This is a genomic window from Marinobacter sp. MDS2 (assembly GCF_030718085.1).
Classification (GTDB): domain Bacteria; phylum Pseudomonadota; class Gammaproteobacteria; order Pseudomonadales; family Oleiphilaceae; genus Marinobacter.
In genome coordinates, this window is record NZ_JAVAJF010000005.1 from 36,016 (window position 1) to 51,701 (window position 15,686).

At 54.7% G+C, this 15,686-nt stretch carries 13 protein-coding genes and 1 tRNA gene; 7 read left to right on the top strand and 7 right to left on the bottom strand.

Features of this window, described 5'->3' with window-relative positions; translation table 11 throughout:
- Positions 1 to 78: 78 nt before the first annotated feature.
- The 4 genes from Q9245_RS15590 to Q9245_RS15605 all read left to right on the top strand — a co-directional run bounded on the left by Q9245_RS15590 (position 79) and on the right by Q9245_RS15605 (position 4,416).
- Complete coding sequence (locus tag Q9245_RS15590; protein ID WP_305898019.1) at positions 79 to 378, top strand: hypothetical protein; 300 nt, start codon at positions 79 to 81, stop codon at positions 376 to 378.
- Between the two features lie 35 nt (positions 379 to 413).
- Positions 414 to 3,251, top strand: a complete 2,838-nt coding sequence (locus Q9245_RS15595; RefSeq protein ID WP_305898020.1) for an insulinase family protein — start codon at positions 414 to 416, stop codon at positions 3,249 to 3,251.
- A 42-nt stretch (positions 3,252 to 3,293) separates the two neighbouring features.
- Positions 3,294 to 3,370 (top strand) — tRNA-Arg (locus Q9245_RS15600).
- 77 nt (positions 3,371 to 3,447) lie between these two features.
- Positions 3,448 to 4,416 carry an asparaginase gene (locus Q9245_RS15605; protein ID WP_305898021.1) on the top strand — a complete coding sequence of 323 codons (969 nt, stop codon included), beginning with the start codon at positions 3,448 to 3,450 and terminating at the stop codon, positions 4,414 to 4,416.
- A gap of 13 nt (positions 4,417 to 4,429) precedes the next feature.
- On the opposite strand, the gene Q9245_RS15610 is transcribed toward Q9245_RS15605, so the two are convergent.
- The 5 genes from Q9245_RS15610 to Q9245_RS15630 form a co-directional block, all read right to left on the bottom strand.
- Entirely contained in the window at positions 4,430 to 4,732 is a 303-nt protein-coding gene (locus Q9245_RS15610; protein WP_305898022.1) for a monooxygenase, read from the bottom strand.
- 76 nt (positions 4,733 to 4,808) lie between these two features.
- A complete protein-coding gene (locus Q9245_RS15615) occupies positions 4,809 to 5,804 on the bottom strand; it encodes a hypothetical protein (RefSeq protein WP_305898023.1) in 996 nt (331 codons plus the stop codon).
- A complete protein-coding gene (locus Q9245_RS15620; RefSeq protein WP_305898024.1) occupies positions 5,791 to 6,396 on the bottom strand; it encodes a hypothetical protein in 606 nt (201 codons plus the stop codon). The genes Q9245_RS15615 and Q9245_RS15620 overlap by 14 nt, the downstream gene beginning before the upstream one ends.
- Positions 6,389 to 7,825, bottom strand: coding sequence for a hypothetical protein (locus Q9245_RS15625; RefSeq protein ID WP_305898025.1), 1,437 nt, complete (start codon positions 7,823 to 7,825; stop codon positions 6,389 to 6,391). Before Q9245_RS15625 ends, Q9245_RS15620 begins: the two co-directional genes overlap by 8 nt.
- Positions 7,818 to 10,757, bottom strand: coding sequence for a hypothetical protein (locus tag Q9245_RS15630; protein WP_305898026.1), 2,940 nt, complete (start codon positions 10,755 to 10,757; stop codon positions 7,818 to 7,820). Before Q9245_RS15630 ends, Q9245_RS15625 begins: the two co-directional genes overlap by 8 nt.
- Before the next feature lie 178 nt (positions 10,758 to 10,935).
- Here Q9245_RS15630 and Q9245_RS15635 point away from each other — a divergent pair, with 178 nt between their 5' ends.
- Both Q9245_RS15635 and Q9245_RS15640 read left to right on the top strand, forming a co-directional pair.
- Positions 10,936 to 11,583: an MBL fold metallo-hydrolase gene (locus Q9245_RS15635; protein ID WP_305898027.1), complete on the top strand. Its 648-nt coding sequence runs from the start codon at positions 10,936 to 10,938 to the stop codon at positions 11,581 to 11,583.
- Positions 11,584 to 11,703: 120 nt separating this feature from the next.
- The gene (locus Q9245_RS15640) at positions 11,704 to 12,366 is read left to right on the top strand and encodes a hypothetical protein (RefSeq protein WP_305898028.1); all 663 of its coding nucleotides are present in this window, start codon (positions 11,704 to 11,706) and stop codon (positions 12,364 to 12,366) included.
- 34 nt (positions 12,367 to 12,400) lie between these two features.
- Here Q9245_RS15640 and Q9245_RS15645 read toward each other — a convergent pair whose 3' ends face one another.
- On the bottom strand, positions 12,401 to 13,024 hold the full coding sequence (locus Q9245_RS15645) for an L-threonylcarbamoyladenylate synthase (protein ID WP_305898029.1): 624 nt from the start codon (positions 13,022 to 13,024) through the stop codon (positions 12,401 to 12,403).
- Positions 13,021 to 13,377: a BolA family transcriptional regulator gene (locus tag Q9245_RS15650; RefSeq protein ID WP_305898030.1), complete on the bottom strand. Its 357-nt coding sequence runs from the start codon at positions 13,375 to 13,377 to the stop codon at positions 13,021 to 13,023. The genes Q9245_RS15645 and Q9245_RS15650 overlap by 4 nt, the downstream gene beginning before the upstream one ends.
- Positions 13,378 to 13,497: 120 nt before the next feature.
- On the opposite strand from Q9245_RS15650, the gene Q9245_RS15655 reads away from it, so the two are divergent.
- Complete coding sequence (locus tag Q9245_RS15655) at positions 13,498 to 15,669, top strand: DNA topoisomerase III (protein WP_305898031.1); 2,172 nt, start codon at positions 13,498 to 13,500, stop codon at positions 15,667 to 15,669.
- The last annotated feature ends 17 nt before the right edge of the window (positions 15,670 to 15,686 follow it).

A 15,686-nucleotide genomic window follows, 5' to 3' on the forward strand; every position in this document is an offset into this window, starting at 1 on the left:
TGCGATAATCGGGAACTTCCGACGCCTTTGCGCGTCTCTTACAGTCATCCACTCACACCAAGGCTTACCAAACCAACCATGCCGAAAGACAATCCGAACACCGAACGTTACATCGCCATTGCCCGGGCCTGCTTGAAGGCAATCAACGATACCGCCGCCGACAAAGGCTCAAGAGAAGAAAAGATCGAAGCCGTTTATAAGGCCATCGACAAAGCATTCCAAAAAGAATTTGCTGACTACCGCCAGTCCGTTGCGATTATGGCTACGGTGCTCGAGCGCATTGCGTCCGGCGAGCTGGATGCAGACCAAGCTGCAGATCTTGCCAAAAAGACACTGTCACAAAAGCCCGACAACACCAATACCGGCCAAGTGCACTAAACCCCAGCAAACGAACTCCGATTAGATGAGGCCCCATGACCGTTAAACGCCCCCTGTTCCGACGTTTGTATCGATTGCCACCGTTGTTGCTTTTACTGGCCAGTCTGTTCCCTGGCTCATACACCCTTGCAGACACCGAGCCCCGTAAAAGCCCTAACGATCCCAATAGCTATCGATATCTGGAGTTGGACAACGGGTTGCGCGTTATCCTGGTGTCAGACGCAGAGGCGGATAAAGCCGCTGCGTCACTGAACGTGGCGGTAGGAAGTGGTAACGATCCGAGTGACCGCGAAGGCATGGCCCATTTCCTCGAGCATATGCTGTTTCTGGGCACCGAAAAGTACCCCGAAGCGGGCGAGTATCAGCAATTTATTCGTAGTCATGGCGGCAGCCACAATGCTTTCACGGCATTTGAAAACACCAACTATTTCTTCGATGTTGAAAGCCAGTTCCTGGAAGACGCTCTCGACCGCTTTGCTCAGCAGTTCTCCCACCCGCTCTTCACACCCGAACTGGTGGATCGTGAACGTAACGCCGTGCATTCGGAATTCAGCGCCAAGCTGAAAGAGGACGGACGGCGCTTGCTGTCCGTCAGGAAGGCCGCCGGCAACCCGGATCACGCGTTCAGTAAATTCTCTGTTGGTAACCTGACCACGCTGGAGAATACCGAAGAAAACCCCTTACGCCCGGATCTCATCCGGTTCTGGGAAGAAAATTATTCGGCGAACGTTATGTCTCTGGCGGTATACGGACCACAGTCTTTGGACGAACTTGAACGCATGGTGACCCAGCGCTTCAACGCCATAGCGAACCGCAAGCTGGCAGTGATCAAACACCCTGAACCTCTTCACAGCCCCGAACAGTTGCCGAAACGCATTCTTGCTGAAACACTCAAAGACAGCAGGAGCTTGTCACTTTCGTTTCCGATCCCTTCGCAACGGGCCAACTACGCCACAAAACCGGCCTCGTACGTGGCCAATCTGTTGGGCCACGAAGGCCCAGGCAGTCTATTCGACGTTCTCAAACGCGCCGGCCTGGTAGAAACCCTGTCAGCAGGGCTAGGCATGGACACCGGCAGCCACGCCACGTTTAACATCAGCATGTCACTTACCCGTGATGGGCTTAAACATCAAGATTACATTCTGGCTCTGGTGTTCCGCTACATCGACTTGATCAAAGCAAATGGCATCAGCCAAGAGCGTTTTGACGAGATGAAGCAACTGGCGCTTATCGACTTCCGCTTTCATGAACGCGGCGAACCCGTTCGCGAAGCCATGCGTTTATCCAGCCTGCTGCGGGACTATCCGGCACAAGACATCCTGAGCGCACCCTATTTAATGGAGCGCTACGCACCTGAGCAGTATCAATCGATTCTGGAACGCCTGACACCCGACAACCTGGCCGTCATGGTGTCTGCGCCTGATCAAAACCTGGAAGACCCTAAGCTGACCCAGTGGTATGACACGCCCTGGAAACAAGAACCCTTGCAGGCTCCAACTGCCATCAATCAAACGCTGGCCGATCAGCTGGCTTTGCCGCCCGCCAACCCGCTTGTCCCCGAGAACCTGGATATGGTTACCGGGGATAGCATGCCTCATCCCGTCCTGCTCAGCGGCTCTAGCGACATGCGTGTATGGTATGCCCGTGACACCCGGTTCAACACCCCTAAAGCCAATGTATTCATCAGCCTGCGCAGCCCCATTGCCCGCGCCTCCGCCCGCAACACGGTGCTGACCCAACTGCTGGTCGATGCCATTAAAACCAACCTCAATGCCTGGGCTTACTCCGCGCAACTCGCAGGCCTTAATTACAGCGTGTACCCTCACCTGCGCGGTGTCACCATCCGGGTGGGCGGATACAACGATAAACTGCACGAGTTGCTGAATCGCATTCTGCTGGAATTCGCGGACCCGATGATCACCGAACAACGTTTCCGCATTGCCCGCCAACGGTTGATCGATGGCCTTGAGAACAAATCGAAAAACCGTCCGGTTCAGCAGACCTCCGAGTTTATTCAAACCGCCTTGTTGAACGGTACGTTCCCTGTCAGCGAAAAACTCGCGGCCGCTAAAGCCGTCACTCTCGATGAACTAATACAGTTTGGATCAGATTTCACCAAAGCAATGGATCCTGTGATGCTGGCTCACGGCAACCTGACCGAAGCGACGGCCCTGAATCTGGCGAAACAGGTGCATGCGGTTGTACTTCACAGCAGTGACCATGTTCAAGTTCCACGTTCCCGAGTCCGGCAATTGCCTGCAGGCGAAACCGAAGCGGTGCTCAGCGTAGAGCACCCAGACACGGGCTATACCTTGTACCTCCAAGGCAAGAATAGATCCTACGAAGAACGCGCCCGCTACCGGCTATTGGCCCAGATCGTCAGCAGCCCGTTCTATGAAGACATAAGAACCACCAAACAACTCGGCTACATTGTGTACGCCACCGCCTTCGAGATTCTGGAAACCCCGGCTCTGGGACTGGTTGTCCAATCCCCGGAAGCCAGTGGCGCAGAGATAGACGGTGCGGTGAACGGGTTTGCTGAACGCTTTAAACTCAGACTCGCCGAGCTGTCGCCCGAGCAACTGAACCGTGAAAAACAGGCTGTTATCAGCAAAATGATGGCTCGGGACCGGCAGCTAGGCGATGTATCTGGCCGCTATTGGCGGGAGATTGACCGGGAAAACGACCAATTCGATAGCCGCGAAAAACTGGCGGCCGCAATTCGTGATGTTTCACTCGACGAGCTGATCAGCACCTTTGAAGAAGCGGTGATTGAACGGCAGCGAGCATTTAAGGTGCTGACGGCAAAAGGAGAATCCAATCAGCAATCTATTCTGAATCAGCTGCGCGAGCGTCAGCCAGTGGCCCCTTGAGCCACGGGCTGATGCCCGTTATTATACCGCCTCTTCTGAAATGCCTCCGTAGCTCATCTGGATAGAGCGTCCCCCTCCTAAGGGGAAGGTAGCAGGTTCGAGTCCTGCCGGGGGTACCATCCTACTTATCATCACCATCATCTGATTGCTTTGCCTTGGCACCTGCTGACACAGCAATTAAAAATTAGGATGCAGCATGAAAAATACCGTCGTACTCATATCTCTGGGTGGCACTATTGCCAGTCTTCCTGACAGTTCCGGGCGTGCCATTGCTGGTGCTCTTTCGGGTAAAGAGCTAATGGACACCTTGAAGATCGAGAGCGATGGCCCGGTTGAAGTCATCACGCTCTTCCAGAAACCCAGCAATGCCATTACCACCGCCGATCTGTTGCAGCTAAGAACTCTGTGTTTGGAGTTGTCAGAGCGTCCGGAGGTTGCCGGATTAGTTGTGTCACAAGGGACTGACACTCTGGAAGATACGGCTTATTTTTTGGATACCACTCTGGATCTGAACGACACCGCATTGGTGGTTACCGGTGCCCAACGGGTGCCTTATGCGCCCGGTTCCGATGCGGGCCCCAACCTTCGCGATGCTATAAAGGTGGCGAACGCCCCTGAAGCCCGAGGTGCGGGTACGGTCGTAGTGTTCAATGAAGAAATACATGCGGCCGCTTCTGTGCGCAAAGTCAGCAGCTATCAGCTCAATGGCTTCGGCTCGCCAGGAGTTGGCCCTTTAGGTTTCGTCGACGGCGATGAGGTTCGCCTGAACCATCGGCTGCAGCGCCCTTCCACCATCACACCTGGCCAGCAGCTGCCGCGAGTAGACATTCTGCCGGTCGCGATCGACGCGTCGCCGGCACTGCTAGAAGCCTCGGTAGCCAGTGGCACCCAAGGTCTGGTCATTGACGCTATTGGCCGTGGTCATATCCCGCCAAATTGGGTTGAACCGCTGCAAGCTGCGATCAACGCCGGAGTACCGGTTGTGGTTACATCCTCAACCCATTGGGGCCGCGTGGCAGAGGTTTATGAATATCGAGGTTCGCTGGCGGAGCAAGTCTCTATGGGCGCACTCAAGGCGCCTCACCTGAATGCCCGTAAAGCCCGACTGCGGCTAATGTGTGCTCTGTCCGGCAAGACTCCTATCGAGCAATCTCTTTTTGCTTGATCAGGCCATAATGTCACACCGGCCCGCGATCAATCTTTGTGAGCGCTTCATTGACCTGAAATACTTTGGCATTCACGACAGGAACACCGAAACTCTTGAGCCTAGCAGTGTGCATTTCCAGGTATTTATGGGCGCTGTCTGAATCTTCAAACAGATAAATACCCCCGGCTTCCTTCGTGGCCGGGTTTTCTGTCCAAACTTTCCAAATGAGCCCAGGCTCTTTAGCAATGGATTCGGCTAGATCCTTCATCGCATCTGTCATTTCCTGCCCGAAAGGTCCGTCGAAGGGGAAATCAACCTGCAACAATGTTTTCATGAAGACCACTCCTCTTAATCAAACGAATTCGCCTGCATTGCATTCATTCTATCAATAACGAGACAGCGCCATTTATCTAGGATCGTCGAACCGGAACAATCCTATGCACCGCTCTGGCCAGCCAACTTAACCCGACGAGTAAGGGAAGAAGAACGAGAAACCAGCCCGGTAGCTGCACCATCCAAGCGGGCACACCTATAACCGATGCCACGCCGGCGAACAGATCATTGAGAATGGCGGGGTGTTTTACCGTCACATACGCGAGTGCGATCAACGCAGGCCATTTGGCGTTGCTCACTACTGCAGAGGCCATTTGGCCGGCACGCGCCAGTCGGGCGGAATAGCTGGCCGTTCGTGTGGTTACAGAAGCGGATCGAGCTGTATTCGTTGCCACCCTGCCCGCTTTGAGAAACTTCACTGCGCTGCCAATAATGACGGCGTCTACCGCGGCCCAGCCGAAATCACTCGCGCGCAGTTCTTGATCGGTTCGATATCGGGTTTCCAGCGTGCGAATGCCACTGGTGAAGAACTGCGCAATTCCTTCGGTGATTCGCTCCGTCCAGATCCATTCAATAGCGCCGTCCGGTGCCACTCGAAATTGACCGGTGAAATCATCACCCTCTTGATTTGCGAAATTCACTGCGTGCCAAGCGCGCTGCTCGGGACTTAATGCTGCATCGCCACCGGAAATGCGGTTCAAGACTTCAATGCTGGTTACGGGATTTCGATAGAAGTGAATAACCGGCGGAATAAGACTCTCGCCCTGTGCCCTCAATGCCCGCTTGAATTCAGGCTCTTCACCAAAAAGCTCAAGCAACAAGGTCGTGTGTTCGGGGTACAGATGCAAGGCGGAGAGTGTCTTTAGCCACAGCAGGGAATCGGCCTGGTAATCCAGCAGCAGTGCCTGTGTGGCCAACGGCTGCTCGAGTAATTCGGGATGCTGCCTGAACTGATCGTGAGCAGATATAGAAATTAACCGCTCCTCCACCATCATGGGTTTGGCTAAGGCGGCAATCAAGCCTGCTACCAGCAAAGCCAGTGCTGCAGGCCAAACAAGCCTATGCTTGCTCATATTCCCTGACCAGCTCTTCGAGAAAATGCATTCCGGCTGAACTTAAAAAATACCGGTTCGCACCACTGCTAAACATCAGGTTACGTTTCACCAAGTAGTCCAGTGCTTCCGACAGTCCTTTTTCAAAGCGGGCCGCGCGCAGGATTTCCAGGTATTCATCATCGGCACCCATCGCCACCAAATCCTGCTCCCCTAGCCCCGCATCAGGGCGTGCCAGATACTCGAGATCACGGCCACTGCGGGCGAAGTAACGACCGATTAGCAAAAGAACCACTTGCACCCGGAAGGCATTTTCATCGTGCTCTTCGGCTTCATCATCACTGCTTTCTTTCAGGAAGAAAAAGGAGCCTTCATCGTTAAACACCAGCAAGCATCCAAGGTGTTCGTAGAAAGTTCTGAAATGGGACAGGTGGTTGTAAAGCAGGTTATACAAAGGGTTCGCCACCAGTTCGGAGCGGTTGTTGTCCCACAGTTCCCGAACAATGACACGGCCGGCCTGAAATTCCCGGTATAAAGCGGCACTGTGGGCCGGCAGCACTTCATCAAAGCTGCTGGTGGGTTGATCCGTTTGCGGACTCTTCAGATCAGTCATGGTGTTTCTCTGCTTGTAATTCCAATCGACGCTTACGGTACACAAATTGTTCAGAGGCAGGCTCTGAAACATCCGTTGCTTCTTGCGATGTTTCCAGCGCCCGGAACCGGTTGGTGGTGACCACCTGAAAACCGTCCGGCGGGGTATTCACCATTCGATTCAGCGCGGCCAATAAATCCGGGAACCGGTACCCCGGGATAAACCCTTCCAACCGGCCATGTAGCTCTCGCACCAAATCGTTGGTTGGCCGAAGCTCCAGCGTTTCCAGCCATTGATAGAGCTGATTGATGCGCTGCACATCCACTCGCGCCGCACGGCCACTGCCCTCCACGTGCTGTAACTCCGGTACTTCTGCCTTGCGGCGTAAATCCGCTATGCGTAAATCCAGCTCACTGAACAGCAACTGGTAATAACTGGGCGAATTGCCAAAGGCATAATGTTTCGGGCGCTGCTGCGCTCTTAACCCCACCAGAAAGCCAGTGCTTCGGGCGAACTCGCCGCCTTCAAGCCATTTCCGGCGCAGGCTCAAGGTTTCAGTTTCGCCTTTGAGCTCTCTAAGCTTGCCATAGAAATGCTCCATGGCATTGTATTGCACCATGCCCCGGCGGGTTTTGCGCAGGAAGTGCTCCACTTCGTGGGCCACCGCTTGAATCGGCTTGTAGAGTGCATTCAGACTGAGGGATGATCGAAACAGCTGATCGGCCAGATTGTGGTCGCCGTGGGTTTCCAGCAAGCGAACCATGGCGTCCAGAGTTTCAAACAAGTTGCTGCCGTCGGGCAGTCGTGTATCAGGATTCAGAAACACCAACGTGGGCTTAATGTGGCGTTCATACAGGGTAACGATCTGCTCCAGCAGGTTCTGCCGGAACTCCAGAAACTTCTCCGGTGCCCGGCTGGCATCACCGGACAACTCCGCAAATTGAGCGCTGATGGTTTGCATGCGCAGAACATTCTGGCGTAACAGGCCGATCAGCTGACTGACTCGCTCGTTCAGGTCATCCCGCAGTTCGGTAAAATCCGGGTCGGCTTCACTAAAGCTGCTGGTTTCCAGCCGATTTCGAACGTCCCGCAAGGTCACCAAATGGCCTCGCAGGCGTGTGTCGGTCAACTCCTGATACAGAGAGGCGTTGCAGGCGCGCATCAGGTTAATTAGCGCATCCTGAAACACCAACCGACGTTCGCCTTCGGCTTTGATGATGTCGATCACCAAGCCCGAGCGAAACAGGTTTTCTGTGTTTATGGCCAGCCTTACACGATCGCGGTCGGCGCCTGACAAACTGCTTGAATAGGCCAAGACTTCAGCCACCAAGTCACTTTCCCGAACGTAACGGGTTTCGTGTCGGTCCATTCGTTCAATCAACCGAAACAGAATTTTCGGATGATCAAACAACAGCCGGGTGGTATCCAGCGTGCTGAAACGCTTACTCATCCGCCAGCTCCAACAGGCTGTTCTGGGTATGATCCGCCCAATGGCTGACTGGCTCACCGCTGGTAAAGCCTTCAGCTCCGCCCCAGAACACCAACGTGCGTTGTGGACTATAGGGGCGCGACGTTCGCATCTGCCCCACTTCCAAATGGCGGCCAATCAGATAAATCACTTCGGCACTGGCGCTGTGGGTGGCGGCAGAGAACAGGTTAAAGCCCTGCTGACTGAGCCGATCAAGCAGTCCCGGCATCTGACTGACATCCACACTGGCCAGCTCATCCAGCACCATCGGGAACGACAGATTCACGCCCGGGTACAACACGCGCTTGAGCAACCGGTACACCAACTCCAGGTTGATGAGTGCAGTCGTGGACGTTGACTGACCTTTCTTATCCAGGCTGACGGCGCTCTCTTTGCGAGTTCGGTATGAGATACCAGTGATCACCTTATCCATGGTCAGGCGCTTGCTGCCCTGTTCACCGAAGAAATCCGCCACAAACACCCGCAACCGATCATAAAAAGCTTCGGACTGAAGCTGGTTGCCGTACGGGTCGATGTTGTTGGCTTCTTCCACCAGATTGCGGAACTTCGGGTCGGTGTGAATGTCCACCCGAATTTCCACCAGATCGTTAATCTGCACTCCTTCCAGTTCCCGGTTGAGCTGGGCTTCAAACCGGCTGATGAATTCGTGGTTGGAGGTGAGCGCCTGCACATAGCTAGCCACCGTTTCGTTATGAACCGAGATCTGCTCGTTCAGTACTCGCCAACGCTCAGTCAGCGCAGCAAACAGGTCAGATAAACCTTTAAAGGTGTCGCGGATAACCGCCGAGGATGGGCTGTCTTTTTGCAGTTCTCCGGCGGTATCTTCATACACGCCCAAATACACGAATTGGCGCAAGTGATCGAGAATGTTCCGGCGCAAAGCCTCCAGCTCATCCAGCTGGTTTTGCAGGTCATCAAAAGCCGCCACGGAAACTTTTTCCACGGCTAATGGCTGCTCCGCCTGTACCGCTTTCAGATGTTGGAAACGGTGTTCTGCTGTGCCCACACTTCGGCTCAGTTGCGCCAGCTCGCGCTCACGTTCCTCAATGCGTTCTTTCTCAGCACGGGCCTTGGCGACTTTTTGCTGCACCGCCTCCATCTTCTCCTGCTCTAAGCGGGCTTGCTCGTCCAGCTTGGCCAGCGTTTCCTCCGCGGCTGCACGCTCTTCGGTCGCATCCCGCAGGGTGGTTTCTGCAGCGGGGAAACGAGCCAACGTTTCCAGGTCTTTGTCGATGGCCCGAAGTTCTTTTTCCGTGCGCTCAATCAGCCGGGGTCGGTCCTGCTCGTTGTCGGCGGTGTCGGCCAACTCCGAACGCTCTTTCTCTAGGCCGTTCAGCTCCCCTTCCAGGCGACGGCGCTGTTCCGCATAATCTTCCTGTCGCACCGGTTGCCCCGGGTACTCGATATCGAACCAGTCGTACCCGCTGTTGTTGGGCGCGAACAAGTGGGCAAACGCTTCGATGGTGGCCTTACTTTCCGCATCCAGTGTTTGCCCGGGGCTGGCCATCATCAGTCTCGGGTCCACGGCACGCAAGGGGGCTGCGACAGACTCATCCAATTGGTTCTGCAATTGCCACTGCTGTTTGCTTTCCCGTTCAGTCAACGCTGTCAACTTGCTGTCCAGATTACGCTTCTGGGCGTCGATCTTCGCAAGACGAATTTCTGCCTGGGCAGCACTCTTCAGCGCGTTTAAATGGCTCTGTTTGTTTTCCCGGTCTTCTTTCAGGACCTCATCGATTTCTTGCAGAGTCATGCTGCCGTACTGGGCTACCAGCAACTCGCCATTTTGTTTGTCCTGCTCAGCGCGGCTCAGGTTTCGCTCGGCCGCACGGACTTCCCCTTTGAGGCTACTGGCTTCCTGATCCAGTTTTTTCAGAGTTTGCACAACATGCTTCAGGGTTTCATTTTGCTCGTTATAAGCTTCCACGGCGGTACGTCGCTGCGCGCCTACTTGCTCCAAAGCCGCAGTGAGGCCATCACGGAAAGCTGCAAAGTCATGCTGACTTCGCAACAGCGCCTGATACTTCTGATAATCAGCGTTCAGTTTTTCAAAGCGGGGGCGTTCTTTTTCAATCCGATTGAGCTGGGTTTGCTGCTGCTTCAGGTGGTCGTGATGATTCAGGAATTCATCGATATTGAAATCAAAGGCGTCGTCCGAAAACTTCTTGTCAGCCTCAACAATACTGGCCACGGCGTTGGCCATGGCACGATCATCCGCCTTCATCTCAAAAAGTAGCAGAATCAGTGTGCGAAGCGATTGCACCTTGCGTTCATCGGATTCGCCCAGCGGCAAAACGGAATAGCGCACCGCGTCTGCGTTCATCAGCTCGCTGCTATACAGCATCGACTTCAGACGCGCCGGGTCGTTCACAAAGCGGGTGTCTTTCGACAGTTTTTTCAGTGATTCAGAGAGGCGGCTAAAAGACAGCTCCGGCACAGCTTGACCGATACCGTCAGGATCATCACCGTTCCAGAAAAGCGGCCGCAGCTGCTCATAGGGCACCGGCACAAAGGCCCGGCCATAACTCAGCTGGCTGCTGTTATCCCGGTACAAAATCTGACAATGGGTACCTGCGGGGTTTTCCGCTTCCATAATCAGGAAACTGAATTTACCGGGGAAATAATGCTGATAGCTTTCTTCGTTGCTGTAGAAACTACCGGCGCTGGCATTGCGAAACGCAAACTTCTTACGGCTGTTCTTGAAGTTGTTTTCAGGCAACAGGAACAAACGCAGAGAATTCAATAAACTGGACTTACCTAGGTTTCCCGGCCCCAAAATCAGGCCGTGATGGGTCACGGGAATCTCCACGTAGCAGAAGCCGGCCGAATCCACCAACACCAAGCGGCGAACGCCAAAGTTGAACGCGCTGGGGCTCGCCTGTGAATCAGTCATCCAGAATCATCTCCTGTTCCATAAATTTACCCGTGCTTCGAAACGCCCGAGCCAAACCAACAAACCCCAGATCTTCCCCAGCGAGATGGCTTTTGTAAACCACCCAACCAACTTGAAAACTCGAGCCTGCGGCCAAATACCATTACCATAACGCCAAAAATACAAGTTGAGGCTGATTATGTCCCTTAAGTACCGCATTGTGCCGGTCACGCCGTTCGAACAAAACTGTACGCTGATCTGGTGCGAAGACACTCTGAAAGCTGCCGTGGTTGATCCCGGTGGGGATCTTGACCGCATTCAGGCAGCGATTGAAGACGAAGGCGTGACCGTTGAAAAAATTCTACTGACCCACGCCCACATTGATCATGCCGGCGGCACAGCCGAGTTGGCCCGGAGCGCCGGCATTCCCATTGTTGGGCCACATAAAGAAGACAACTTCTGGATTCAAGGGCTGCCCATGCAAGCCCAGATGTTCGGCTTTGCAACGCCGGAGGTGTTCACACCCGACCGTTGGCTGGAAGATGGCGACACGGCCACCGTGGGCAACCAAACGTTAGAAGTACTGCACTGCCCCGGCCATACCCCGGGTCATGTCGTATTCTATCACCGGAATTCTGGCCTGGCGCTGGTAGGCGATGTGTTGTTTAACGGCTCCATCGGTCGCACCGACTTCCCCAAAGGTGACCACGGCACCCTGATCCGCTCTATTCGCGAAAAACTGTTCCCGCTGGGCGACGATGTCACGTTCATCTCAGGCCATGGTCCGATATCTACGTTCGGTCATGAGAAGGCCACCAACCCGTTTGTATCTGATCACCGGGGGTAATCATCCCGGCATCTTCCTCCTGCGGCAACCTGGATTGGCACGATAACTGCTCAATTCTCTAACAGGACTGCTTAGCAACAAAATTCCGGCAGATGATTGCCGCTCAGGAGGAAATTCACCATGTCTTTGCTGACATCATTAATTCAAGCCAGCACCCGCTTTCAGCAAGCCATGGACACCCGTCAGGCTCCCTCGGGCAAACCCGACGATGGCGTGACCAATAAATCTCCAAAGCTTGAAGCAACCGGCAGCCCGGGCGGGGATCGCTTCACGCCATCCGAACAAGCCGCACAAGACCCCGCAGATGTGAAAGTTCAAAAAATTCCGCTCGACCAATACAAACAAACGGTGGCGCAGGATCTTTCCTACATCCGAGACACATTGCGGCACAAACTTGCCGAGTACAACGTGCACCCTGCTACCGCCCTGAACGTCAGCAAGGGCGAAGACGGGAAAATGATTGTCGAAGGTAAGGTGCCCGACGAGGTTCGGGGGAAAATAGAACAAGACTTGAACAATAATCGCGACTTCGCAGATGCATTCAGCCGCCTAAGTGTCAGCGAGCCGACGCTGCACTTTATGGATAACGCTCTGAAACTGAATCAAGCTTATGGCGTTCGCAATTCCTTGTTAAGCGCACTGGTGAGTGAAAACCAACAATTCAACGGCCTGCAAGACGTGCTTCACCGCTACGACAGCCTTCGCCGAAACACCAGCGCCAATCAAGCCCTGACCGCGGGCGACTCTCAGCGCTACGCCTTCAACCTGAACGCCCGGGCCTGATCCCGGGCCGGGCGCTCAAATACCCAGCTGAGGGTTACCCCTCGAACGGTGCCGGGTCGCCTTTCCCTACCCGCGTCACCTCCGGCACGTCTCCGGTAAAGTTAACCACCGTTGTGGCTTCCATACCGCAGAACCCGCCATCGATGATCAGATCCAGTTCTTTCTCCAAAGCGTCGCGGATATCCTCCGGATCTGTCATGGGCTCGGTTTCATCTGGCAACATCAGCGTGCTGCTCATGATCGGCTCACCCAGTTCACCCAGCAGTTCCCGCACAATGGCGTTGTCGGGCACACGAACACCGATGGTACGACGCTTGGGATGTAATAAACGACGAGGCACTTCACTGGTGGCGTCCAAAATGAAGGTATAAGCCCCGGGCGTAAAGGTCTTCAGCAATCGATATTGGGTGTTATCAACCTTGGCGTACACGCCGATATCAGAGAGGTCACGGCACACCAGGGTGAAGTTGTGCTTGTCGTCCAATTTACGAATGCGCTTGATTCGGTCCGCGGCTTGCTTGTCGCCAAGGTGGCACCCTAGCGCATAGCCAGAGTCGGTTGGGTACGCAATCACGCCACCGTTACGGATGATATCCACTGCCTGCTTGATCAAACGCTTTTGTGGGTTCTCGGGATGAATTTGAAAAAACTGGCTCATGAATTAACTCCCTGTTTCAACTTGGCGGCCATTGCGGCATCGCCCTTGGAACCGCCCATACAATTTGGCGAATCGGGTGTTGCCTGCCCGGTCTTCGCCCACTCCTCTGGCGTATACAAATGCAACGCCAAAGCATGTACCGGCCCGGCAAGCTCTTCGGCCAGCACTTTATAAATCAACTGGTGGCGTTTCACTTTCATAACTCCGTTAAACGCGTCGGAAACCAGGGATACCTTAAAATGCGTTTCGGAATTCGGCGGCACCGAATGCATATGGCTCTCATTTTCCACCGCAAAGTGCTGTACTTCAAATGCATTGGCAAGCTTGGTCTCAATGGCATTCTGAACTTGCATAATCACTTACCCTCCAATCTATATAGCCCCAGTCTACTACACAAAGCGCAGTAGCCCAGAGCCTTGACACCAAGGAACGAAAGGGCCACATTCCGGTGCCATTTATAGAAGCCGAATGCCATGCACCTGTATATAGCTGAAAAACCCAGTTTGGCACGCGCCATTGCCGCCGCGCTCCCCGGCCCCTACCAGAAAGGTCAGGGCTGGATTCGCTGTGGCGAAGGGCACAATTCGGTTACCGTCAGTTGGTGCATTGGCCATTTGCTGGAACCCGCAGAACCGGCCAGCTACAACCCGGCCTGGAAACGCTGGCGCCTGGAAGATCTGCCACTGTTTCCGGATCAATGGCGGCTGATCCCCAAGGACAGCGTCAAACAGCAGTTCAAGGTTCTCGAATCACTCATTCGGCAGGCAAATCTGATTACCCACGCCGGCGACCCTGACCGTGAGGGCCAGTTACTGGTGGATGAAGTCATCCGCTTTGTCGGCTCAAAAGCACCGGTCAAACGGGTGTTGATTAACGACCTCACCCCGAATGCGGTTGCCCGCGCTATTGCCAGCCCAAAGGAAAACAGTGCATTCCGGAGCCTGTCCCACTCTGCCCTCGCCCGCCAAAGAGCGGATTGGCTTTACGGCATCAACCTTACACGGTTTTATACGCTGACCTATCAGCAACAAGGTGAGCAAGGCGTCTATTCGGTTGGCCGTGTGCAAACTCCGGTATTGGGTTTGGTGGTCGAGCGAGACAACACCATCGAACACTTCGAACCCAAGCCCTGGTTTCGCATTGAGGGCGTGTTTCAAGCGTCGGAGGAAGAGTCAGACTCACGCCCGTTTACTGCTCGCTGGCTACCCGATGAGCAGTTCCAGGAGCACCTGGATGAAGAAGGCCGCCTGCTCAACCGTGACATCGCGAACGAAATCGCAAACACTGTTCATGGCCGGCCCGGGCGTATTATCGAATCCCGCTTCCGGGATCGACCCGAACCGCCACCTCTGCCGCTGTCACTCTCGGCGCTGCAAATTGAAGCCGGTAGGCTATTCCGCATGGGCGCCAAAGAAGTGCTGGACACCGCCCAGAATCTCTATGAACGCCACCAGCTCATTACTTACCCGCGGTCAGACTCCCGTTACCTGCCGGAAGAGCATTTCCAACAACGTGAGCAAGTGATCCGGGCCATCGGAAGAGCCGCGCCAGATTTAGCCCCGCAAGCCGAGCAGCTCGACAGCAGCCGCCGTTCCGCCGCTTGGAACGATAAAAAAGTCGACGCCCATCACGCGATCATTCCCACCGTCCGGCCTTCAGCTAACGGCAAGCTCTCTGCGGCAGAACAGAAAATCTACGGTCTGGTAAGCCGTTACTACCTGATGCAGTTCTGTGAAGATGCTGTGCACCGGGAAGGCAGGCTTACCGTGCAGGTTCAGCAGCACAAATTCCGAGCCACAGAAACCGCGCTACTCAGCCCCGGCTGGAAAGCGCTGGAACTGAAACTCAAAGATAAGAACACTGAACCCCAGAAACCTCCACTACCCCGACTCGAGCGTGATGAACCGGCCCTCTGCAATCAGGCCGAGGTGAAGGAAAGAAAAACTCAGCCACCTCAGCATTTCACAGATGCCACGCTGCTCTCCGCAATGACCAATATTGCGCGGTTTGTCGCGGATGCCGAACTCCGCAAAACCTTGAGAGAAACCGACGGCCTCGGCACCGAAGCAACCCGGGCAGCCATCCTCGATACACTGTTCCGGCGCGATTACCTGTTACGGGAAAAACGCTTCATACGGGCTACCGACAAAGGCAAAGCGCTTATCGCCGCCTTACCCGATTCGGCACGTACGCCCGACCGCACCGCAGTATGGGAGGCCACTCTGGAAGGTATACGCCGGGGCGAAAACGACCCCAGAGCCTTCCTTGATACCCTGAAAAACGAGATACGGGGCTTCATCGAGCAGCCAGAAGCCGCCAAAAATGCACCACCGTCCGAAACCAGCATCCACTGCCCTAAATGCCGGACCCCCATGGTGCAAAGAGAGGGCAAATTCGGACCATTCTATGCCTGCACCCGTTACCCCAAGTGCACCGGCACACGCCCCTTGGAAGACACTCAACCCCAGGATGGCACCAGCCAGAAACCCGTACCTTGCCCGCACTGTTTTTCACCGCTGGTTCGCCGTCAAAGTAAAAAAGGCTGGTTCTGGGGCTGCAGTAATTTCCCTACCTGCCGACAAACAGTTAATGACGACAACGGGAAACCCGCTTTAGTGTTACGGAATAGTACATATCGAAACTGAAACACCGCACGTTTTCT